Origin of the sequence: Mesorhizobium sp. B3-1-9 (genome assembly GCF_006439595.1) — a bacterium.
GTDB lineage: Bacteria > Pseudomonadota > Alphaproteobacteria > Rhizobiales > Rhizobiaceae > Mesorhizobium.
This window is the reverse complement of sequence record NZ_VFTJ01000014.1, coordinates 59443-80741: the sequence shown is the minus strand read 5'-3', so window position 1 is coordinate 80741 and position 21299 is coordinate 59443. Positions and strand designations below refer to the sequence as shown.

The window sequence follows — 21299 nt, the reverse complement described above, 5'->3', positions numbered from 1 at the left end:
ATAGCTTGAAGTTCTTTCCAGGACAGGAGCCGAAGCCATGAACTGGATCACCAATTACGTCCGCCCGAAGATCAATTCGATGCTCGGCCGGCGTACCGACATGCCGGAAAACCTCTGGATCAAGGATCCCGAGACCGGCGAGATGATCTTCCACAAGGATCTCGAATCCAATCAGTTCGTCATCCCGGCTTCCGGCCACCACATGAAGATCTCGGCCAAGGAGCGGCTGAAATACTTCTTCGACGACGGCAAATACGAGGTGCTGGAAAACCCCAAGGTCGTCCTCGATCCGCTGAAGTTCCGCGACGAGAAGCGCTACACCGATCGCCTGAAGGAGGCGAAGGCCAAGACCAGCCTCGAAGACGCGATCCTCAACGGCGCCGGCACCATCGACGGCCTGCCGGTCATCGTCACCGTGCAGGATTTCGCCTTCATGGGCGGCTCGCTCGGCATGGCCGCCGGCGAAGCCATCGTGCATGCCTTCGAGGTCGCGCTGCAGCGCAAGCGGCCGCTGATCCTGTTCGCCGCCTCCGGCGGCGCCCGCATGCAGGAAGGCATCCTGTCGCTGATGCAATTGCCGCGCACAACGGTCGGCGTCGACCGGCTGAAGGAAGCCGGCCTGCCCTATATCGTCGTGCTGACCAACCCGACCACCGGCGGCGTCACCGCCTCCTACGCCATGCTGGGCGACGTCCAGATCGCCGAGCCCGGCGCGCTGATCGGCTTTGCCGGCCCGCGCGTCATCGAGCAGACCATCCGCGAAAAGCTGCCCGATGGCTTCCAGCGCGCCGAATATCTGATGGAGCACGGCATGGTCGACATGGTCGTCTCGCGCCTCGAGATGCGCCAGACCATTTCCCGGCTCTTGAAGATGCTGCTCAAGATGCCGGAGACCGAGAAGCCGCTGGCGCCGGAGATCCTGCCGCCGGTGGTGGTCAATGCCGAGGCGCGGCCGCAAGCCTGACGCGATATCGGCCCGACGCGACATCGCTCGCCGCGAACCGCGATTTGCGCCGCCCGTTGCGTGCTGTAGCCTCTGATTTGCGCATGGCCGTTCTGAAACCGATTCCCGGTTTCGGGACCGTGCGCTAGGATTCCATCATGACAACGCTTTCCGCTGAACGCGAAATCGAACATCTGATGACGCTGCATCCGAAAGGCTTCGACCTTTCGCTGGACCGTGTCACGCGGCTTCTCGAGCGCCTCGGCAATCCGCAGGACCAGCTGCCGCCGGTCATCCACATCGCCGGCACCAACGGCAAGGGCTCCTGCGCCGCCTTCTCGCGCGCGCTGCTGGAGGCGGCCGGCCACCTCGTTCACGTCCACACCTCGCCGCATCTGGTGAACTGGCACGAACGCTACCGGCTGGCGGACGACGGTGGCGGCAAGCTCGTCGATGACGATATCTTCGCCGAGGCCATCGCGCGTGTCGCCAAGGCCAATGGCGGTCAGAAGATCACCGTCTTCGAGATCCTCACCGCCGTCACCTTCATCCTGTTTTCGGAGCATCCGGCGGAGGCGGCGATCATCGAGGTCGGCCTCGGCGGCCGCTTCGACGCCACCAATGTCATCGAGCGGCCGGCGGTTTCGGTGATCATGCCGATCTCGATGGACCACGAGGCCTATCTCGGCGACCGCGTCGAGCTGATCGCCGCCGAAAAGGCCGGCATCATGAAGCACGGCTGCCCGGTGGTGATCGGCGCCCAGGAAAGCGACACCGCGCTTCAGGTGCTGATCGAGACGGCCGAGCGGCTGGATTGCCCGACCGTGGTCTATGGCCAGGATTTCCTCGCTTTCGAGGAGAACGGCCGTATGGTCTATCAGGACGGGGACGGGCTGATGGACCTGCCCTCGCCGCGCCTGCCGGGGCGCCATCAATACGCCAACGCCGCGGCGGCGATCGCCGCCGTCAAGGCGGCCGGCTTCGAGATCGGCCACCGCGCCGCCGAGCGGGCGATGACCCAAGTCGCCTGGCCGGCGCGCATGCAGAAGCTGACGCAGGGCAAGCTCGTCGACCTGGCGCCGAAGGGCGCCGAGATCTGGCTGGACGGCGGCCACAATCCAGGCGCCGGCATCGTCGTCGCCGAGGCGCTGGCCGAGCAGGAGGAAAAGAACCCGAGGCCGCTGGTCCTGATCTCCGGCATGATCAACACCAAGGACCAGACGGGCTATTTCAGCGCCTTCAAGGGGCTGGCCCGCCATGTCTATACCGTGACGGTGAACAACAGCGACGCCGGCGTGCCGAATGATGAGCTGGCCCTGCGTGCCGAAGAGGCCGGGCTGTCGGCCGAGCCGGTCAGCTCCGTCGCCAGCGCGCTGATGCTGTTGCGCGACAGTTGGGACGGCCCGGCGCCGCGCATCCTGATCGGCGGCTCGCTCTATTTCGCCGGCGCCGTGCTGGCCGAGAACGGCACGCCGCCGACCTGAGGCGATCAGCATGGCGTATTGGATTTCGGCGGGGGTCGAAAGGAACCGGCCATGATCAAGGTGAAGCAGCTTGCCCATGTCTGCATCTTCGCGCATGACTTGGAGGAGACGCGCCGCTTCTATCGTGACGTGCTCGGCATGGACACGCGGTTCAATTTCCTGCGTGACGGCAAGATCTTCGGCTTCTACCTCGATTGCAGTGGCCGCAGCCACGTCGAGGTGTTCGAGAAAAGTGAAGCCAGCTACAGCGACGCAAACCAGATCAACCACTTCTGCCTTGAGGTGGAAGACATCGATGCGGCGATCGTTCACATCCGGTCGAAAGGCGTCGCGGTGACGCCAAAGAAGCTTGCCTGCGACGACACGTTCCAGGCCTGGATCGCCGATCCCAACGGCGTGAAGATCGAGCTGTTCGAATACACCGCCAAGAGCGCGCAATTCGCCGGCGGTGACCGCATCGCCGACTGGTGATGGAGCTATGCGTCGCCGGCGTGAGCAATTGAACTTAGACGGCAAGATGCATCGCGGCGGGCAGCGCCAGTGAGAGCCCTGACAGGAAAAGCAAAACAAAGACGATCTTTCGCATCATCCCTTGCGACAATGACGGTGGCCAGCGGCGCGCGGCATAGGTCATCAGCATTACGGCTGGTATGGCGAGGACGAGCGCGACAGGCGACATGGTCGGGAGGTTGCCGCTTGCCATCACCAGGATAAGCCGGACCACCTGCGCGGCGCCGAAGGCGGTGACGAGCGTTTCACGGACACGTATGTGCGCCATTGGCTGGCGAAAGAGATGATAAACGAGCGGTGGGCCACCGGTCGCAAACAGCCCACTCATCAGGCCCGAAACGACACCGAAGCCGACGAAACTCGCATCCGACGACCGTTTTGCCAAGCCGGCGGGCCTGATGGCCAGTTGCAGGCTGGACACCATGATGACCAGGCCGAGTCCGATTTTCAGCAGGTCGGCCCGCGTGTCCGCCAGCCATTCCAACAGGGCATACCCCAAGAGCAGCGAAGGCAGGCTTGCTACCAGGATAAGCCGCAGCTCCCGGCGCGCAATCTCGCGCCAGCCGCCCTGGATCAGCATCTGCGTGGCGTTGACCAGGGTCAGCATGCCGACCATTGCGGCTGCGTCGGGCAGCGGCAGCAAGCCGACAAGCGTAATCGCGCCCATCATCACCAGGCCGAAGGCGAAGCCTGTCAGCGTCTGGACATATGCGGCCACCGCCGCAAAACCGGCAAAGGCGAGGAGAGATGCTACAGTCACGACATCCCGCACGGGGCCGAAATGGAACCGTGCAAGCCGGCAACCACGGCCGGCCTACTTCAGCTCGATCTCGATGAAAGCATACTCGCCGTCATTGGCGTTGATGACGTCGTGCTCGACGCCCTCGCGGCGGAAATAGGGCGCGCCTTGCTTCATCTCGGCAAAGGACTCGCCGTCCTTGGTCACCAGCTTCACCTTGCCGTCCATCAGCGGCACGACGACATAGTCGTGGCCATGGCGGTGCCAGCCGGTGTTGGCGCCGGGCGCGAAGCGGTACTCGGTGACGATGACGCGCTCGTTGTCGACGTGCACTGTGGCCTTGGCTGTTCCGGTCATGGCGCTCTCCTTTTTTCTGAAGCAGAGAGTATGACGTGCCTGCGTGCGAGGGCCAGAGCGCGTCGAGCCATGACGCCAAAGAAAAAGCCCGGCGCGATTGGCCGGGCTTGTTCTTGAACTTTTCGGATTGGCTCAGGCGAGGCTGCCGTTGATCCAGTGCGACAGCGCGGTCTTCGGCGCGGCGCCCACCTTCATGTCGGCCACTTCGCCACCCTTGAAGATCATCAGCGTCGGGATCGAGCGCACGCCGTACTGCGCGGCTAGCTCGGGGTTCTCGTCGATGTTGAGCTTGGCGACCTTGATCTTCGCGCCGAGCTCCTTGGCGATGTCTTCCAGCGCCGGGGCGATCATCTTGCAGGGGCCGCACCATTCCGCCCAGAAATCCACCACAACCGGCTCCTTGGCGTTGAGCACATCGGCCTGGAAATTGCCCTTGTCGACCTTGACGGTGGCCATGCTGAAATCCTTTCGAAAACTCGGGTTGCACCAAATGTGGTGGTTGTGGCGGCGATGTTCAAGCAGTTCTTGTGTCACGCTGCCGTGAGTCGGGCAAGGGCGTCGTCCATGGCCGCCGCCGGCAGCTCGATCAGCCGCGGCGCCTCGGTGAACAGCAGCGCGGCCGTCACCTCGCGCCCCGGATAGAGCGGCTGGAGCAGCGCCCGATAGAGCGCAAGCTGCAGCACATAGGCGGGTTGCACTTCGGCCAGACTCGTGGGCGCCGGGCGATTGGTCTTGTAGTCGACGATCGACACCTTTTCCGGTGTGACAGCCAGTCGATCGATCTTGCCGGAGATCGAGCGCAGCTTGCCTTTCACCTCCAGGCTGCCCATCACCGCGACTTCCGCGCGCGAGGATTGCGAGAACAACGCCGCGAAATGATTGTCGGACAGGATCGACAGCACCGCGTCCAGCGCCCGGTCGCGCTCGCTTTCCGGCCAATCGACACCGGCGCGTGCCAAATAGCGCTCCGCCGCGCCCGGCCTTTCATCTGAGGCGATCCCGGGCAGCATCTGCAGCAATTTGTGCAGGGCCAGGCCGCGCATCACCGCAAAGCCGGGCTCGGCGGCGGCATCGAGCACCGGCGAGCGTGTGTCGGGCGCGGCATCTTTCGCCTCGTCGATCAGCGCCGAGGCGCCGGAAGGCGAAAGCGGCCGCGGCAGCTCCTCATAGGGCGGCAGCGGCCGGAACAGGCCGTCCGGCAATGGCGCGGTATGCTCGAACAACCCCGCTTTGTCGACGCCGGTCAGCGCCACCGGCGGCAATTTGGTCCTGTGGAAGCGGTGCACGGCCACATCGATCGTTGCCGGATGCCGGCGCTCCTCGCTTTCCGGCGCACCAAGCAACGCGCGGCTGACGATCGAATGCCACGTGCCGGGGCTGGGCTGACGCTTGCCGTGATAGCCGCAGACGATCAGCCGGTCCTCGGCGCGCGTCATGCCGACATAGAGCAGCCGCCGGTACTCGTCGTCCGCCAGTTCGCGCGCCCGGATCGAAGCAGCCTTTGAGACGCCATTGGCGACATCGCTGGCCGAGCGCCACAGATAGCCCTTGCCCTTCCATTGCGCGCCCGAGCCCTCGAACGGCATCAGCCGCGGCAAATGCTGGTCGCTGAACGGCGCCGAGCCGCCGTCGACCAGGAAGACCACCGGCGCCTCCAGGCCCTTGGCGGCGTGCACGGTCATGACGCGGACCTCGTCGCGCGTCTGGTCCATCTCGCGCTTGATCTCGGGACCGGCATTTTCCAGCGTCGACAGGAAGGACTCCAGCCCCGGCAGGCCAGTGCGTTCCTCGGCCAGGCAGAAACTCAGGAATTCGTCCAGGATATCGCCGGCTTCGGGCCCCAGCCGCGCCGTCATCTTGCGGCGCAGGCCGTCACGCGCCAGCACCGCGGCATAGAATTCGAACACCGGCTTGAACGCCACTTCGCTCGCCCAGGCGTCGAGCCGGCTAACGACAGCGGTGAGCGCGACGTCTTCCGCCGCATGGTGCCGCAGCGAAGCGATCAGCGACTGGCCTTTCGGCCTCGAGCCAGCGAACGCCAGCAACGTCTCCTCGGAGACCTCGAAGATCGGACTGCGCAGCACCGCGGCCAAGGAAAGATCGTCTTCCGGCTGGATCAGGAAATGTCCAAGCGCGATCAGGTCCTGAACGGCGATATGGCCGGGCAGGCTCAGCCTGTCGGCGCCGGCAACCGGGATTTGCCGGTTCTTCAGGCTGCGCGACAGCGCATGGACGAAGCGGTCGCGCTTGCGCACCAGGACGAGGATGTCGCCGGCGGCCAGTTTCCTGCCCTTGCCTTCGATCACCTCGCCGCTGCGCAGCCAGGTTTGGATGGTCGTAGCCACATGCTCGGCCACGCGCACGGCCGGCGCGCTGGCATGGTTGACCGGCAAGGTCCAGTCGTCGGGCTCCTCGACCATTTCGGCGCCGATCGACGGCCACACCTCGACATAGCCCGGCGCATCATTGCGGATCGCCTTATGGCTCAGCGGATCGGGATCGTGGCTGATGCCGCGCCTGACACCCGGTTCTGCGAAGACGCGGTCGACCGCGGCAAGCACGTCGTCGCTCGAACGGAATGACCAGGTAAGCTTGAGATTGGCGAAGGCGGCTTCGGCGCCGCGCACGCGGCCGGCGAACAACAGCCGGCTTTCGGCGAAGGAATCGGGCGCCGCGCCCTGGAAGGAGTAGATCGACTGCTTCTCGTCGCCGACGGCAAAGACAGTTCGGCGCACCGCTTCGCGCTGGCCAAGCCCGGCAAAGAACTCTTCCGTCAGTTTCTTCACCACTTCCCACTGGTCGGGGCTGGTGTCCTGCGCCTCGTCGAGCAGGATGTGGTCGATGCCCTGGTCGAGCTTGAACTGCACCCACGGTCCGGCATCCGGCCGCGACAAGAGACCGACCGTGCGTGTGATCAGATCGTTGAAGTCGAGAAAACCCCGCCCGCGCTTCAACTGCTCATAGCGCGCGATCAGCCAACCGGCGACGGTGAGCGCCGCCGCTGTCCCTTCCAGCATGCGGAACAGCGCCAGCCGGTCGGTTACCTCTAGGATCGCCTTGGCCGCGGCCAGATAGCGATCGGCCAAGTCCGGCAGCCGGTCGACCAGCGCCTTCTTGAAGATCTTGGGCGGCTCATAGGGGTCGCCGTCGGCCTTCAGGAAGGCCTTTGCCAGCAGCCGCAGCCGGCGGATCGGGTCGGTTTCTGCGAAGGCGCCCCGTGCATAGGGGATGACATTGTTCAGCACCTGCCGCGCGTCGGCGGTTTCGGCGGCCTGCGCGAATTCGGCGAATTGGCCGGGGGCGAAGCCAGGCAGCGGCCACAGCGAAGCGGCTATATCCTCGGCCGTCTGTCCGGGCCTGAAACCGAATTCGGCGAACAACGGCCGGAAATCCCGATCCCTGCCGAGCTTGGCGATGAAATCGCGCAATTCGCCGCGCTTGCCGACGATTTCGCCAAGCAGCGTGTCGAGCCCGAACTCGCCGCCGCGTTCCAGCACGGTGGCGAAGGCCTCCGCCAGGCCTTCGACGCCGGCGCCCGCCCCCGAAATCATGTCTCGACGGGCGTCGCCAAACAGTGAGGCCTCCATCGGCGGATCGAGCATCTCGAAATGCGCCGGGATGTTGGCTTCGAGCGGAAACTGGTGCAGCACCGATTCGCAGAAGGCGTGGATGGTCTGGATCTTCAGCCCGCCCGGCGTCTCGAGTGCCTCGGCGAACAATCGGCGCGCGCGCCGCATCGTGTCGCGGTCGGCGCCGCGGCCGTCCAGCGCCGCGATCCTGACCGCCAGCTCCGCATCGGGCAGCGCCGTCCATTCCGACAGGGTCGAGAACACGCGGTTCGACATGTTGGCGGCGGCGGCCCGCGTATAGGTGAGGCACAGGATCTTCGATGGGTCGGTGCCGTTGAGCAGGAGCCGGACGACGCGCTGCGCCAGCACATGCGTCTTGCCCGAGCCGGCATTGGCCGACACCCAGGCGGAATAGGCCGGATCTGAGGCGCGCGCCTGGCTGGCTGCGGTATCGGAGGGGATCGGATATTTCATCCGTCGGCCTCGTCTTCGCTGGCGCCGCCGGCCGACCATTCGAGCACGCGCGCCAGATGGTCGTAGTCGCCGTCGGCTTCGCCCTCGCGGAATGGCAGGGCGCGCGACAGATAGCCGGCGGTCGGATCGGCATAATGGAAAAGCAGCCGCTCCAGCCGCGCCCAGGCTTCTTCGGAGAGGTCGTTGGCGGTACGGGGCTTGCGGTTGTATTCGAGGATCGATTCCTCGAACACCTCGCCATTCGGTTTCAGCCGCACGAAGGCGAGTTGCGAGGGCTCGCGAATGCCGAGTTCCTTGAAGGCGCCGCGCCTCAGCAGCGCGCCCTCCAACGCAAGCTGCGGCGACAGCAGCGTGTGCGCCTGCGCTTTCGAGGGTGAGGAGCCTGTCTTGTAGTCGAGGATGTCGGCCATGCCGCCGGCAAGCAGGTCGACACGGTCGGCATAGCCGGAAAGCGTCGCGCCGGTGCGGCCGACCACTGTCTTCTCCGCGCGTTCCTCGGCATAGCGCCTCGCCACCGCATCGGCGCGGCCATGCTCCCATTCGATGATGTTTTCGGCGAGCTTTTCGAAGCGCGGCCACCAGATCGCCTCGATATCCGCCGGAAGCTTCGCGTCGGCAAAGCAGGCACGACCCGCTTCGGTGAGGCTTGCCAAGGCATTCGGCGCCTTCGGGTCCTCTACCCGCCGCGAGAACAGATGCAGGATCTCGTGGAACAGCGTGCCGCGTTCGGCCGCGCCCGGATCGCGGATCAAGGGCTCGAGCGGCATCAGGTTGAGGATGCGCCGCGCATAGACCGCGTAGGGGTCGCGGCGCAGCGTCTCGATCTCGGTGACCGAGAAATGCTGCGGGCGCATGCTGAGCGGCGGCTTCGGCTGCGGGCGGGCGGCAAAATCCTTCTTCTCGCCGGCATCGAGCGCGCGCGCCCAGGCAAGCAGCGCGTCGCCGCGCCCGCGAAGTGCTGCCGTCGGCTCCTTGCCGATGAAGGTCAGGATGCGCTGCAGCCAGCGCGACGGCACCGCCGGCGCGTCGCCCGAACGTGCCGAACGCGTCAGAACCACTTCAGGGGCGCCCATCGCCATCTGGAAATCATGCGCGGCTAGGCCAATGCGCCGTTCCGGCGGTTCGAGGTCGATGCCGGTCTTCATCAGCCGCGACATGAAGCGGTCGCTCTCGGGTTTGCGCGGCCAGACACCTTCATTGAGTCCGCCGATGACCAGCGTGTCGACGTTCTGCAATCGGGCTTCCAGCGCGCCCCAGATGGCGATGTTGCGGTCGGTGCCTTGCGCCGGCTTCACCGTCTCCGGCGCGATCAGCGCTTCCATCACGTCGGGCCATTCCGAAGCGGCGAAGGTGAAGGGCGAGGACGCCGCCACCAGTCCGCGCAACAGCTCGGCGAGTTTTTCGCCGGCGTCGCCGGCATAAAGTTCCGCCAGACCGCCATCGGCCGCGCGGCCCAGATCCTCCAGCGCGACAACGCTCGCGCGCGTCAGCGTCGCGATGTCGGCGTCCTTCTCGTCGCGCATCGCGGTGAGCGGCAAGAGTGAATTGATAAGACGGCTAAGCATCTCTTGCGCCTGCCCGATGCCGCGCACGGTCAGGCGCGAAAACCAGAAAGGCTGCCTGGTGTCGCCGCTCAGCTCCGCGAGTCGTGTCTCGAAAAGCGCCCCGAGCGAGGCGACATCGGGCCGGCCCGTGCCGCCGCGCAGCGCCACCAGCTCGACGAGCTCGGCCGCCTTGCGCACGCTCCGGCGTTCGAGACCGAGTCCAAGCAGCGGATGCTTGAGCAATGACAGGAGGCTTACCGGATCGCCGGGCCGGAAGGCTGCGCTCAGCGCGAGCCTGAGCAGGCTGGCGGCCGGCGTGTTGACGAGCGGCGCGCCGCCGGAATCGTCGGCGACGACACCGAAGCGCAGGAGCTCGGCCGAAACCCGCCGCGCCAGCGCCCGGTCGCCGGTGACGAGCGCCGCGCGCTTGCCTGGGATCTCCACCGCGCGCTTCAACGCGATGGCGATTGCCGCTGCCTCGTCGCGTTCGTTCGCCGCTTCCACCAGCGTCACGCCGGCAAGCGCCTGTTCGATATCGTGCGTCGTGAAGCGCGGCCGCGTCTCGGTCCAGTACTCGGTGGTTTCGGCCGGCCGCAGCGCCTCGCCGACAAGGGCGGCGCGCAACGCAAGCGGCGGTGGCGCGGCGACGATATCCTCGACGTCGCGGCGCGAAATGCCAATGCCGCCGATCAGCTTGGCGAGGCCGTATTGCGGGTGGCCGAGCGTTGCCGGGCGCGCGCCGGGCGCCGTGATCGCCGCGAAGGATGCGTCGTCCAGCTCGCGGTCGAGCCCAGGCAGCACGACGGCGCCGTTGGGCAGGCCGGCGATGACGCCAAGCAGTTCGGCGGTGGCGGGAATGGAGCCGGTCGAGCCGGCGGCGATCACCGGCCCGGCCGGCGGATTGCGCTTCAGCCGCGCCGCCTCCAGCCGGATCAGCGCGCTGCGATGCGCGGCAGGATTGGAACGGTCGCGCTCCTTGAGCAGTGCCGGCCAGTTGTCGGTGACGATGCCGAGGAAATCGAGCGTCACCTGCCACCATCCGGCGAGGTTGCCGGTAACCAGCGTCGCGAGCTTTGCCCAATCCGTGCCTTCGGTCTCGATCTCGTCCATCAGCCTGGCAAGGTCGCGCGCCAGCCAGATGGCGTCGGCGGCCGAGGTCGGCACGACGAATTCCTCGTTGAACCGAGCCCTGACATGCGCCGGCAGGCTTTCCTTCCAGGCCCGCACCAGCGGCGCCAGCAACAACAGCCGCTCCTGCGCGGCGATCGGCGGCGCGAGCTCGATGGCCGGCGCCGCCTCGGCGTCGAAGGCGGCCTCGTCCTCGTCGAATTCGCCGAGCGGCCGCACCGTCGGCAGGATGGCGGAGCGTCTGCCCCCTCCCGATTCAGCAAGCATGTCGACGAAGGCGCCGCGCAGCGCACGCGCCGCACGGCGCGTCGGCACATAGATGGTGGCGTCGGCGAGCGCCAGCGGATCGCCGTCGAAGCGGAAGCCGGGGATCAGGCGTCCATCGAGCAACGCTCCAGCCAGCGTCGGCAGGAACGGCGCTCCGGACGGGATGGAAAGGACGCGGCGCGCGCCGCTCATACCGCATTAGATCGCCGTGCGCCCGTTTGGGCGCACAAAGGACGATCTAACCCTTTGACTCTACGCATCGTGCTTTCCGAAAATCGGAGCCGATTTTCGGGCCGATGCGGGTGCGAGCGCGCCGGCCACGGCTGCCTCGGCGGCTGGAATGGCGTCCGGGGTGCCGACGGTGATCCAGCTTCCGTTCATCTTCATGCCGAACAGGCGGCCGGCGGCGATCGCCTTGTCGAAATAGATGTTGAGCGAATGCGAGCCTGTGGGAGCATCCTTGAAGATACGCGGATGGATGATCGCAGCACCGGCATAGATCAGGCCCGTCGGATCACCCTTCGAGCGCCTGAGCGCGCCGTCATGCGCGATCAGGAAATCGGTGCCGACACAGTGCCCGGTCGCTGAGTCGAGATCGGTAAGCATCAGCAGAATATCCATTCTGGCGGCGTCCCATGCAAGGGCAAGGCGCTCGAGGCTGGGTTGGGCGCTGTCGATCCAGAAGGTATCGGCGTTGATGATGTAGAAGGGCTCGCTGCCCAAAAGCGGCAGCGCCTTGACGATGCCGCCAGCCGATTCCAGCAGCGCCTCGCGCTCGTCGGAGATGACGATCTTCGGTGCGCGCCTATGGGCGACATGGGCGACGATCTGCTCGGGCAGATAGTGCACATTGACGACGGCCTTGGCGACGCCGGCGGCTTCCAAACTATCCAGCCCCCAGTCGAGCAAGGTCTTGCCGGCGATCTTCACCAGCGGCTTCGGCATCGAATCGGTAATCGGCCGCATGCGCTTGCCGAGCCCGGCCGCCAGCACCATCGCCGTCGTCGGCTTCATGGGACCCGTTCCTCGAGCAGGCCGTGGGCCATGTAGAAATCCTTCAGGCCAGCCAGTGCCGGATGCGCCAGCGCCCGCCTCAGATAGTCGCGGATGCGCGGCAGGTGCTTCAGATAGTAAGGCTTGCCGTCGCGCTTTTCGAGCCGCACGAAGATGCCGAGGATCTTCGAATTGCGCTGCGCCGCCATGATCGCATAGGCCTCGGCGAAGCCGGCCTCGTCGAAAGCGACGGCGGCGCGCCGCGCCGCGACATAGGCCGTGACCGTCCGCCGCTCGATCTCGGGCGAGACGGTGACGCGCGCATCCATGGCCAAGGAGGCGACGTCATAGGCCGCCGGCCCGATCAGCGCGTCCTGCACATCGACGATGCCGAGCCGGTCGAGGCCGGAACGCTCGGCCCGCCAGATGATGTTGGGCGAATGGAAATCGCGCAGCATCAGCGTGTATTCACTGCCTCCCAGGCGATCGAGAAGCGCGTTCCATACCTTGTGGTAGCCTGCCCGCAACTCGTCGTTTGCCGGTTCGCCGGTGATCCATGGCACATACCAGTCGACCAAAAGGTCGGCCTCGATCAGCATGGCTTCCCGGTCGAAAGGCGGTACGTCGTGGAATACGCCCGGCGCCGCTTCCATGCGCGTGGGCCAGGTCTTGCCGTGCATCATGGCCAGCAACTCGGCCGCCGCCTCGTAGCGTTGGGCGATGGGCTGGCCGTCGTGACCGAGGAAACCTTCCGAGCCGAGATGCTCGATGAGCAGAAAACCCTGGTCGAGATCCTGAGCATGGATCGCCGGCACGCTGACGCCGGCCGCAAGCAGCGCCCGGTCGATGGCGACGAAGGCGGTGACGGACTGGGCCGTATGGGCGATCACCGCATAGGGCTTGCCGTCGCGCACGGGCGGCCCGAGCACGAGGCGCGGCGAGTTCATCAGCACGCGCGACGCCTTGCCGGGCAGCGAGACGATCTCATAGGAGCGGGCGGAGGCGTCGCCGACGAAATGGCGGCGGCTGGCTTCGCCCCATCCGGCCGAGGCCAGGAAATCGCGCATCGCCAGCGATCGCGCCACGCGATCATAGACCGGCCCGTTTCCGGACAGCCTTGCCACGCGGCCCTCGCCATGTTCGGCAAGATCGACCCACAGCGCGCCTGCCGGCAACCGGTCTCCGGCCCGTTCCGGCCATTCGATGAGCGCCGTGCCCTGCGTCAGCGCGTCGTCGAGCCCGAGCTCATCGAGCTCGTCCGGTGAGGAGAGGCGGTAGAGATCGAAATGATGCACCGGAACGCGCGCCTCGTAGCTCTGCACCAGCGTGAAGGTCGGGCTGGGCACTTCGAGGCCGCTATCGTCGGCGAGCGCCCGGATCAGCGCGCGGGCCAGCGTCGACTTGCCGGCGCCGAGATCGCCTTTCAGCGCGATCGCGTCGCCGGCGCGCAATGCCATGGCGAGGTCCTCGCCAAGCCTTGCCGTTGCCGCCTCGTCGGCGAGAAAACGCTCCAGCGCCATCCCTGTCATATAGGCCGCGCTACTCGGCCGCGTCGCGGATGCCCGCCGGCGTATCCGGGATTCCGGAAGGCTTGTCCGGGAAGGTGCAGATGACGGTCGTGCCCCTGTCCTGGCCGGTCTCGATGCGCACGGTTCCGCCATGCAATTCGACGAAGCTCTTGACGATCGAGAGTCCAAGCCCGGCGCCGCGCCGCCGTCCGCCATTGGCGCGTGGCTCGAAGCGGCGGAAGACCGATTCCAGCACGTCCGGCGGCATGCCCGGGCCGTCGTCATGCACCGAGAACTCGACGCTGTCGGCCAAGCGGCGGCAGGTCAGCCGGATCGTGCTTGCCTCCGGCGCGTAGTTCGCCGCGTTGCTGAGCAGGTTGTAGAGGATCTGGCGAATGCGGGTCTCGTCGCCATGGAAGCTCGTCGGCGCCTCGGCCGCGTCGATCGTGAGCTTGATCCGGTGCTCGTCCAGCCGGTCGGCGACCAGTTCGGCGGCCGCGGCGATCGTCCGGTCGATGTTCATTTCGGAGATGTCGAGCTGCATGATGCCGGCATCGACGGTGGCCAGGTCGAGGATATCGTTGACGATGGTGAGCAGCACCGAGGACGACGAGCCGACATGCTCGACATATTCGCGCTGTTTCGGCGTCAGCGGCCCGGTCGCGGGCAGCGACAGAAGCTCGGTGAAGCCGATGATGTTGGTCAGCGGCGAGCGCAGTTCATAGGACACGTGCTGCACAAATTCGTTCTTCAGCTGGTCGGATTTCTCCAGCGCCTCGTTCCTGTCCTTCAGCGCCCGTTCGACATTGACGGTGTCGGTGACGTCGACGAAGGTGATCATCACCTGGCCGTTGGGCAGGTGGATCACCGCGTAGCTCAGCACTGTGCCGTTGACGAGCTCGATCTGGCCGCGGCGGTCGCGGCGCTCGTCGTCGAAGCCGGTGACCGCGGCGACGAAGCCGCCCCACGGGCTGTTCGCGGCGCGCTGGTCGCAAAAGTCGCGGATCGCCGAGACATGGACTTTCGGCTTGACTGCTTCCACCGTCAGCCCCCACAGCGCGACGAAGGCCGGATTGGACAGGCGCAGCCGGCCGTCCGGACCGAACACGACCACGCCTTCGGCGAGGTTGTCCAGCGTCTCGCCCTGCACGCGCACGGCGGTCTGGTAGCGGCTTTCGAGATCCATCTTCTCGGTCAGGTTCTCGAACACCCAGGTGACGCCGCCCTTCGGCTGCGGGTTCGCCACGACGCGGATCGTCTTGCCGTCCGGCAGATGCCACCAATGCTCCTGCGATTCGACGGCGCGATAGGCGCTGAGCAGGTTTTCCTTCCAGCGCCGCCATTCCGGCTGCTCGGCGATCCTGCCTTCGCTGCGCAGCCTGTCGAGCAGCAACGTGTTGGAGGGAGCGCTGAGCAGGAAGCCCGAGTCGAGACCCCACAGCTTCTGGAAGGCCTGGTTGAAGAAGCGCAGCTTTTCCTCGGTGTCGAAGATCGCTACCGCTGTGTTCAACTGGTCGAGCGTGTCGGCATGGCTGCGCACGGTCCGCTCATATTCGGCGCGGATCGTCTCGGCGGCACTGGTGTCGCAGGCAAGTCCCGCCGAACCGTCGGCGCCGGCGAAATCGGTGACCGCGAACATGCGGCGGTCGCCCTCGATCACGGTGGAAAGCGTCTGCTCGAAGACCGGGCGCGACTTGTGCTGCTCGGCGATCTGCTCGCGCGCCTGGCCGCCGAGGAATTCCTTCGCGTCGCGCACGGCCGCGGCCGTGCTTTCAGCCTCCACCGCCTCGGCATAGGCGCGGTTGACCCATTGCAATCGCCCGTCCGCGCCGCGTAGCCACGCCGGCATCTTCAACGCGTCGAGCAGGCCGACCATGGTGTCGTAGTCGGCGCTGAGTCGCTGGTTCTCGATCTTCAGCCTGGCCTGGTTGCGCAGCGTCTCCGACAGCGAGACGAAGCGCACCAGCACATGCGCCGCGCTCTTGCGGCCATGCACCTCCAGCGGCACGCCGGCCTGCGTTTCGATGACGAGATCGAAGGCCCTAGCCTGTTCGCGCAGCGCCGCGACCGCGTGCTCCAGCGCCGCCGCCGAGCGCGGCATCAGCCAGCGGCCGAAGGCGAGGAAAGCGGACCTGTCGTCGGGCGCGCCGCTTTCCAGCGGCAGGCTGCCGATGAGTTCGGGTTTCTTGTTGTCCGTGGTCCACACCACCAGGCGCTGGTCGCGCAGGTTGAGCAGCGCCTCGGAGCGCTGCAGCGCCGCGTTGACGTCCGCGATGCGGGCCCTGAGCTGTAGATTCTGCGAGGCGGTGCGGGCGCGCTCGCGGATCAGGAAGATGGCCGAAACCAGCGCCGCGCCCATGACGCCGACGAACATGGCGAGCTGCATGACCTCGACGGTGCTGACCGGCGCCGCGGCCTTTCCCGGAATGCCTGTCTCGGCGTGGGCGGCAAAGGCGAGCAGCGGGCCTGCAAGCGTCGAGGTGGCAAGCAGCGACGCCAGCCGCAAGCCGGCACGAAAACCGCCGCCGCTCACGGCGGGGCCAGCCTCGTTCGAATCCTCATGGCCGCCGGAAACGGCCTTTCCCGCGCGTGGCGGGTAATCCCCCGGCATGTCTTGGTCCTCTTCGCCGCTTGAATGCAAGACCGCCCTGAATGCGTCCCCGGCCCAACATGTCCCCGAGCCGCGAATCACAACAATAACGCTTGCCGGAATCGACGTGAAGAATCATTGGCGCAAAAAATAAAGCCGGATGGAAAGTCAACCACCCGGCTTCAATATATGGTAGATAATTTCGCTTTGGTTAATAGCGGTAGTGTTCGGGCTTGTACGGGCCCTGCGGCGTCACGCCGATATAGGCGGCCTGTTCGCCGGACAGCTCGGTGAGCTTGGCGCCGAGCTTGTCGAGATGCAGCCGCGCAACCTTCTCGTCGAGGTGCTTGGGCAGCACATAGACCTGGTTCTCGTACTGGCCGTGCTTGCTGAAAAGCTCGATCTGCGCCAGCACCTGGTTGGTGAACGAGGCCGACATGACGAAGCTCGGATGACCAGTGGCGTTGCCGAGGTTGAGCAGGCGTCCCTCGGACAGAAGGATCATCCGCTTGCCGTCCGGGAAGGTGATCAGGTCGACCTGCGGCTTGACGTTGGTCCATTTCAGGTTGCGCAGCGACGCCACCTGGATCTCGTTGTCGAAGTGGCCGATATTGCCGACGATCACCATGTCCTTCATCGACCGCATATGGTCGAGCGTGACGACGTCCTTGTTGCCGGTGGTGGTGATGACGATGTCGGCGTTGGGGGCCGCGTCTTCCAGCGTCACTACCTCATAGCCGTCCATCGCCGCCTGCAGCGCGCAGATCGGGTCGACCTCGGTGACCTTGACGCGGGCGCCGGCGCCGCGCAGCGAGGCCGACGAGCCCTTGCCGACGTCGCCATAGCCGCAGACCACCGCGACCTTGCCGGCCATCATCGTGTCGGTGCCGCGGCGGATGCCGTCGACCAGCGATTCCTTGCAGCCGTATTTGTTGTCGAATTTCGACTTGGTGACGGAATCGTTGACGTTGATCGCCGGGAAGGGCAGCAGGCCCTTCTTCTGAAGCTGGTAGAGGCGGTTGACGCCGGTGGTGGTCTCCTCGGTGACACCGCGGATCGCTTCCCGCTGCTTGGTGAAGAAACCGGGCGAGGCCTTCAGGCGCTTCTTGATCTGCGCGACGAAGTATTCCTCCTCCTCGGTCTGCGGATTGGACAGCACATCCTCGCCGGCCTCGGCGCGCGCGCCGACCAGAATGTACATGGTGGCGTCGCCGCCATCGTCGAGGATCATGTTGGAGAGGCCGCCATCGGCCCACTGGAAGATCCTGTCGGTGTAATCCCAGTAGTCCTCGAGCGACTCGCCCTTGACCGCGAACACCGGGATGCCGGCCTCGGCGATCGCGGCGGCCGCGTGGTCCTGCGTCGAGAAGATGTTGCAGGATGCCCAGCGGATGTCGGCGCCCAGCGCCTTCAGCGTCTCGATCAGCACCGCCGTCTGGATGGTCATGTGCAGCGAGCCGGTGATGCGCGCGCCCTTCAGCGGCTTCTTGGCGCCGAACTCCTCGCGGCAGGCCATCAGGCCCGGCATTTCGGTTTCGGCGATCTCGATCTCCTTGCGGCCCCAGCCGGCAAGCGAGATGTCGGCGACCACATAGTCCTTGCTACCCGTCATGGCAGTGCTCCGGTGTGATTTTTTCTCAAAGACGCGCCGGCGCCGGGAGGCGCGTGGAAGGGCGCGGTTGCCGGCCTGACTAGCAGATCGCCCGTCGCCCGACAATGGGATATAAAGAAATCTTTATGCGCGCATGTCTCTGCGGGGCGGTGCATGTCGCCCAAAAGTGCGCAGCGGTTTTGGGATCACGACATGCACAAGCAGAAATCATGTCGCCCAAAAGTGCGCAGCGGTTTTGGGATCACGACATGCACAAGCAGAAATCATGTCGCCCAAAAGTGTGCGGCGGTTTTGCGATCACGACATGCACCAAAGCAAAAATTTCAGATTTCCTCGCCGAAACGCGAGGCGACCAACTGCTCCAGCGCATCCATGGCCGGCACGGCTTCCGGGCCGCTGGCGATGACGCGGATCGAATAACCCGGGCTTGCCGCCAGCATCATCAGGCCCATGATCGAGGTGCCGCCGACCTTCACGCCGTCCTTCTCGACATGGATGGTGGCATCGAAGCCGCTGGCGACCTGGACGAACTTGGCCGAAGCGCGCGCGTGCAGGCCGCGCTGATTGATGATCGGGAACTCCCGCACCACCTCATCCGTACGCGGCGCCGGTGCGTTCATTTGCTGCTCAGGAGCTGGCTGGCGACGTTGATGTATTTGCGGCCCGCCACCTGCGCCTCGTCGAGCGCGGCGGCCATGTTGTCGCCCTTGCGGATCGAGGAGAGCTTGATCAGCATCGGCAGGTTCATGCCGGCGATCACCTCGGTGCGGCCCGATTCCATCACCGAGATGGCGAGGTTGGAGGGCGTGCCGCCGAACATGTCGGTGAGCACGATGACGCCGGCGCCGGTGTCGACGCGCGCCACGGCGTCGACGATGTCGGCCCGGCGCTGCTCCATGTCGTCATCGGCGCCGATCGCCACGGTTTCGAAATTGTCCTGCGGCCCGACGACATGCTCTACGGCATGCCGGAACTCGGTAGCGAGTTGACCGTGCGTCACGAGCACGAGTCCGATCATTCTCTGGTGGCTCCCGTCATCGCCTCTTCACAGGCGTATCTTATGTTCGCCAGCCATTCCAGGCGGCGGGAGCGCTATCTTGTCGACGCACGGCCGGTTGACAAGCCCAAAGTTGCGGCAGCTCGGGCCATTTTGACGCATCGCAGCAAAAAACCCGGGGCGGATCATGAAAAAGGCTGGATCGACAGCCGCGCCACCAGCAGGGGCAGCGCGGCGGTGACGTTTTGCCGGGCGACGTCGACGCGGGGCAGCCGGCATCCGTCGATCGTTTCCGTGGCTTCGTCCTGCAGGCGCACCATGTCGGGCGCCTCGACCAGCCGCACCACGAGGTCGATCACGGCGGCCGGTTCGAAAGCCAGCGGCCGCGGGCCGATGCCGTGCACCTCGGCGAGACCGGCGATGCTCGCCGGCGCGCGGCACACCAGCCGGCCGCCATGGGCCACCGCAAACAACTGGTCGTCGCCCACCAGCCGGGCAAAAAGCCCCCGCGCGCGGCAATGATCGATTAGCGCCAGCGCCAGCGTCGTCTTGCCGGCGCCCGACGGCCCGGTGATCAGCACGCCGCGCTCGCCGACCAGTATGGCCGTGCCATGGATGTTGCGGGGCTTTGCGGCGGCGTCCGGCATGTTCGGCTCGGCGATCAGGTTTCCGCCGGCAGCGTCACCACGAAACGCGCGCCTTTGATCTCGCCGGGCTTGGTGCCGGGGATGTTTTCGGCCGTCAGCGTGCCACCATGCGCCTCGACGATCTGGCGGCTGATCGACAGCCCGAGGCCGGAATTCTGGCCGAATGCCTCGCCGGCCGGCCGGTCGGTGTAGAAGCGCTCGAAGATGCGGTCGATCTTTTCGGCCCGGATGCCCGGGCCGTTGTCGTCGACGGTGATGATGTTGAACTTGCCCGCGCGCGCCAACGAGATCGCTATGTGGCCATGCTCGTCGGGCACGAAGGAGCGCGCGTTCTCGATCAGGTTGGTGATGACCTGGCCGATCCTGAGGTCGTGGCCGACAACGAAATAGCCTTTGGCGCCGGCCGGCAGCTTGGCGACCTTGAGCTCGATCTCGACGGCCTTCTTGTTGCGCGTCGCCTCGCGCGAGACCGCGATGAGATCGGTGGTGAATTTCTTCAGGTCGACGGTCGCGGCATCCTCGCGCGCCAGCTCGGCATCGAGCCGCGAAGCGTCCGAGATGTCGGTGATCAGCCGGTCGAGCCGCCTCACATCGTGCTGGATGATTTCCATCAGCCGGCCACGCGAGTTCTCGTTCTTCGCCAGGGGCAGCGTCTCGACCGCACTGCGCAGCGAAGTCAGCGGGTTCTTCAATTCATGCGAGACATCCGCCGCGAAACTTTCGATCGCCTCGATTCTCGCGTACAGCGCATTCGTCATGTCGCGCACGGCAATGGACAAATTGCCGATCTCGTCCTGGCGATCGGAAAAATCGGGGATTTCCTCGCGGTTCTTGACGCCGCGCCGCACCCTGACGGCGGCCGCGGAAAGCCGGCGCAGCGGATTGGCGATGGTGGAGGCGAGCAGCATCGACAGGATCGCGGTGACGAGCGCCGCCACCCCGAACACGCGCAGGATCGCCTTGCGCTCGGCCGCGACGATCTTGTCGATGTCGCCGCCTTCGGTGGACAGCATCAGCACGCCGAGCACGGCGCGGAAGCGCTGGATCGGCACCGCGACGGAGACGATCTGCTCGCCCTGCTCGCTCACCCGCACGATGGTCGAGGGGCTGCCGGTCAGCGCCTTGACCACTTCGGGGAAGGCGGCGCCATTGCCGCCGGGCTGCTCGTGGTAGACCGGCAGGTCCTTGTTGCGGAAGAAGTCGAAGATGAATTTCTCGACTTGCTCCACGACGCCGGGCTGTTCGTCGTCGACGGGCGGCAGGTCGTAGCGCAGGATCTGGCCGCGCGAATAAAGATGCCGCGAATCGAGCAGCAGGTTGGCGTCGCGGTCATAGATACGGGCGCGGGTGCGCGTCGGCGAAATCAAGCGTCGCAGCACCGGCGCCACGCGCTCGGGATTGATCGGGAAATCGAGGTTGTCGAGCTGGTCCGACCCCGGCCCCAGGCTTTCGCCCGCCTGCAGCTCAAGCAGCTTTTCCGGGTCGATGCTGATCGAATCGGTCTCGACGGTCGCCGAGGCCGCAATCGCGCCGGCGATGATCTCGCCCTGCGTCATCAGGCTTTCGACGCGCGCGTCGATCAGCCCGTCGCGGAAGGTGTTCAGGTAAAGGATGCCGGTGACCAGCACGGCGAGGCCGGCCAGGTTGAGGAACAGGATGCGCCGGGTCAGGCTGGAGAAGATGTGATGGCCGAGAAACCGGCGCATCGGCACCGTGAATTTCGACACGAAGGCGGGCACGATCCGCGACGGGCGCCTTGCCGCGCCCGTCCGTCTGCCTCGCTCTACTTCCACTGCCATCGACTAGCAGGCCCTGCTTAGTTAGTGGGTAGTGAGTGGGCAGTAGGCAGTAGGAGCAATGATTGGCTGACCGCGGCTATGCACGAATGGCCGCTCGCATCATTCAAAACTGACTACGGACTATTCCCTACTGCCTAC

General features: G+C 65.8%; 16 protein-coding genes. 3 read left to right on the top strand and 13 right to left on the bottom strand.

All coding sequences use genetic code 11. From position 1 onward, the window contains the following. Window positions 1-37 precede the first annotated feature (37 nt). The 3 genes from accD (at window position 38) to FJW07_RS22370 (ending at window position 2898) form a co-directional block, all read left to right on the top strand. Window positions 38-964, top strand: a complete 927-nt coding sequence (accD, locus tag FJW07_RS22380) for an acetyl-CoA carboxylase, carboxyltransferase subunit beta (protein ID WP_140858806.1) — start codon at window positions 38-40, stop codon at window positions 962-964. Window positions 965-1101: 137 nt separating this feature from the next. Then, a complete protein-coding gene (locus FJW07_RS22375; RefSeq protein WP_140858805.1) occupies window positions 1102-2427 on the top strand; it encodes a folylpolyglutamate synthase/dihydrofolate synthase family protein in 1326 nt (441 codons plus the stop codon). A 51-nt stretch (window positions 2428-2478) separates the two neighbouring features. After that, a complete protein-coding gene (locus tag FJW07_RS22370) occupies window positions 2479-2898 on the top strand; it encodes a VOC family protein (RefSeq protein WP_140641778.1) in 420 nt (139 codons plus the stop codon). Between the two features lie 34 nt (window positions 2899-2932). On the opposite strand, the gene FJW07_RS22365 is transcribed toward FJW07_RS22370, so the two are convergent. The 13 genes from FJW07_RS22365 to FJW07_RS22300 all read right to left on the bottom strand — a co-directional run bounded on the left by FJW07_RS22365 (window position 2933) and on the right by FJW07_RS22300 (window position 21161). Beyond that, window positions 2933-3697 (bottom strand): sulfite exporter TauE/SafE family protein, encoded by a 765-nt coding sequence (locus FJW07_RS22365; protein WP_140858804.1) that lies wholly within the window; start codon window positions 3695-3697, stop codon window positions 2933-2935. Between the two features lie 54 nt (window positions 3698-3751). Next, window positions 3752-4033 carry a cupin domain-containing protein gene (locus FJW07_RS22360; protein WP_027166948.1) on the bottom strand — a complete coding sequence of 94 codons (282 nt, stop codon included), beginning with the start codon at window positions 4031-4033 and terminating at the stop codon, window positions 3752-3754. 132 nt (window positions 4034-4165) lie between these two features. Continuing rightward, window positions 4166-4489: a thioredoxin gene (trxA, locus tag FJW07_RS22355; RefSeq protein WP_140641774.1), complete on the bottom strand. Its 324-nt coding sequence runs from the start codon at window positions 4487-4489 to the stop codon at window positions 4166-4168. 74 nt (window positions 4490-4563) lie between these two features. Beyond that, window positions 4564-8076 carry a double-strand break repair helicase AddA gene (gene addA, locus FJW07_RS22350; protein WP_140858803.1) on the bottom strand — a complete coding sequence of 1171 codons (3513 nt, stop codon included), beginning with the start codon at window positions 8074-8076 and terminating at the stop codon, window positions 4564-4566. Then, window positions 8073-11207: a double-strand break repair protein AddB gene (addB, locus tag FJW07_RS22345; RefSeq protein WP_140858802.1), complete on the bottom strand. Its 3135-nt coding sequence runs from the start codon at window positions 11205-11207 to the stop codon at window positions 8073-8075. The genes addA and addB overlap by 4 nt, the downstream gene beginning before the upstream one ends. Window positions 11208-11267: 60 nt before the next feature. Next, complete coding sequence (locus FJW07_RS22340; RefSeq protein ID WP_140858801.1) at window positions 11268-12029, bottom strand: nucleotidyltransferase family protein; 762 nt, start codon at window positions 12027-12029, stop codon at window positions 11268-11270. Continuing rightward, window positions 12026-13537: a tRNA (adenosine(37)-N6)-threonylcarbamoyltransferase complex ATPase subunit type 1 TsaE gene (gene tsaE / locus FJW07_RS22335; RefSeq protein ID WP_140858800.1), complete on the bottom strand. Its 1512-nt coding sequence runs from the start codon at window positions 13535-13537 to the stop codon at window positions 12026-12028. The genes FJW07_RS22340 and tsaE overlap by 4 nt, the downstream gene beginning before the upstream one ends. A gap of 10 nt (window positions 13538-13547) precedes the next feature. Further along, window positions 13548-16127, bottom strand: coding sequence for a PAS domain-containing sensor histidine kinase (locus tag FJW07_RS22330; protein WP_140858799.1), 2580 nt, complete (start codon window positions 16125-16127; stop codon window positions 13548-13550). A 190-nt stretch (window positions 16128-16317) separates the two neighbouring features. Then, window positions 16318-17718 (bottom strand): adenosylhomocysteinase, encoded by a 1401-nt coding sequence (ahcY, locus tag FJW07_RS22325; protein WP_140858798.1) that lies wholly within the window; start codon window positions 17716-17718, stop codon window positions 16318-16320. Between the two features lie 323 nt (window positions 17719-18041). Beyond that, window positions 18042-18338 carry an HPr family phosphocarrier protein gene (locus FJW07_RS22320; RefSeq protein ID WP_140658726.1) on the bottom strand — a complete coding sequence of 99 codons (297 nt, stop codon included), beginning with the start codon at window positions 18336-18338 and terminating at the stop codon, window positions 18042-18044. Next, window positions 18335-18736 carry a PTS sugar transporter subunit IIA gene (locus FJW07_RS22315; RefSeq protein WP_140858797.1) on the bottom strand — a complete coding sequence of 134 codons (402 nt, stop codon included), beginning with the start codon at window positions 18734-18736 and terminating at the stop codon, window positions 18335-18337. Before FJW07_RS22315 ends, FJW07_RS22320 begins: the two co-directional genes overlap by 4 nt. Window positions 18737-18900: 164 nt before the next feature. After that, window positions 18901-19362 carry an HPr kinase/phosphorylase gene (locus FJW07_RS22305; RefSeq protein ID WP_140783043.1) on the bottom strand — a complete coding sequence of 154 codons (462 nt, stop codon included), beginning with the start codon at window positions 19360-19362 and terminating at the stop codon, window positions 18901-18903. A gap of 14 nt (window positions 19363-19376) precedes the next feature. Continuing rightward, the gene (locus FJW07_RS22300) at window positions 19377-21161 is read right to left on the bottom strand and encodes a sensor histidine kinase (RefSeq protein WP_140858796.1); all 1785 of its coding nucleotides are present in this window, start codon (window positions 21159-21161) and stop codon (window positions 19377-19379) included. Between the last annotated feature and the right edge of the window lie 138 nt (window positions 21162-21299).

Bases quoted from the DNA above. Each gene is read 5' to 3' on its own strand.
- addA (WP_140858803.1), bottom strand. From the start codon at position 8,076: ATGAAATATCCGATCCCCTCCGATACCGCAGCCAGCCAGGCGCGCGCC.
- FJW07_RS22370 (WP_140641778.1), top strand. From the start codon at position 2,479: ATGATCAAGGTGAAGCAGCTTGCCCATGTCTGCATCTTCGCGCATGAC.
- FJW07_RS22375 (WP_140858805.1), top strand. From the start codon at position 1,102: ATGACAACGCTTTCCGCTGAACGCGAAATCGAACATCTGATGACGCTG.
- FJW07_RS22320 (WP_140658726.1), bottom strand. From the start codon at position 18,338: ATGAACGCACCGGCGCCGCGTACGGATGAGGTGGTGCGGGAGTTCCCG.
- trxA (WP_140641774.1), bottom strand. From the start codon at position 4,489: ATGGCCACCGTCAAGGTCGACAAGGGCAATTTCCAGGCCGATGTGCTC.
- ahcY (WP_140858798.1), bottom strand. From the start codon at position 17,718: ATGACGGGTAGCAAGGACTATGTGGTCGCCGACATCTCGCTTGCCGGC.
- FJW07_RS22315 (WP_140858797.1), bottom strand. From the start codon at position 18,736: ATGATCGGACTCGTGCTCGTGACGCACGGTCAACTCGCTACCGAGTTC.
- FJW07_RS22300 (WP_140858796.1), bottom strand. From the start codon at position 21,161: ATGGCAGTGGAAGTAGAGCGAGGCAGACGGACGGGCGCGGCAAGGCGC.
- addB (WP_140858802.1), bottom strand. From the start codon at position 11,207: ATGAGCGGCGCGCGCCGCGTCCTTTCCATCCCGTCCGGAGCGCCGTTC.
- FJW07_RS22340 (WP_140858801.1), bottom strand. From the start codon at position 12,029: ATGAAGCCGACGACGGCGATGGTGCTGGCGGCCGGGCTCGGCAAGCGC.
- FJW07_RS22330 (WP_140858799.1), bottom strand. From the start codon at position 16,127: ATGCCGGGGGATTACCCGCCACGCGCGGGAAAGGCCGTTTCCGGCGGC.
- tsaE (WP_140858800.1), bottom strand. From the start codon at position 13,537: ATGACAGGGATGGCGCTGGAGCGTTTTCTCGCCGACGAGGCGGCAACG.
- accD (WP_140858806.1), top strand. From the start codon at position 38: ATGAACTGGATCACCAATTACGTCCGCCCGAAGATCAATTCGATGCTC.
- FJW07_RS22305 (WP_140783043.1), bottom strand. From the start codon at position 19,362: ATGCCGGACGCCGCCGCAAAGCCCCGCAACATCCATGGCACGGCCATA.
- FJW07_RS22360 (WP_027166948.1), bottom strand. From the start codon at position 4,033: ATGACCGGAACAGCCAAGGCCACAGTGCACGTCGACAACGAGCGCGTC.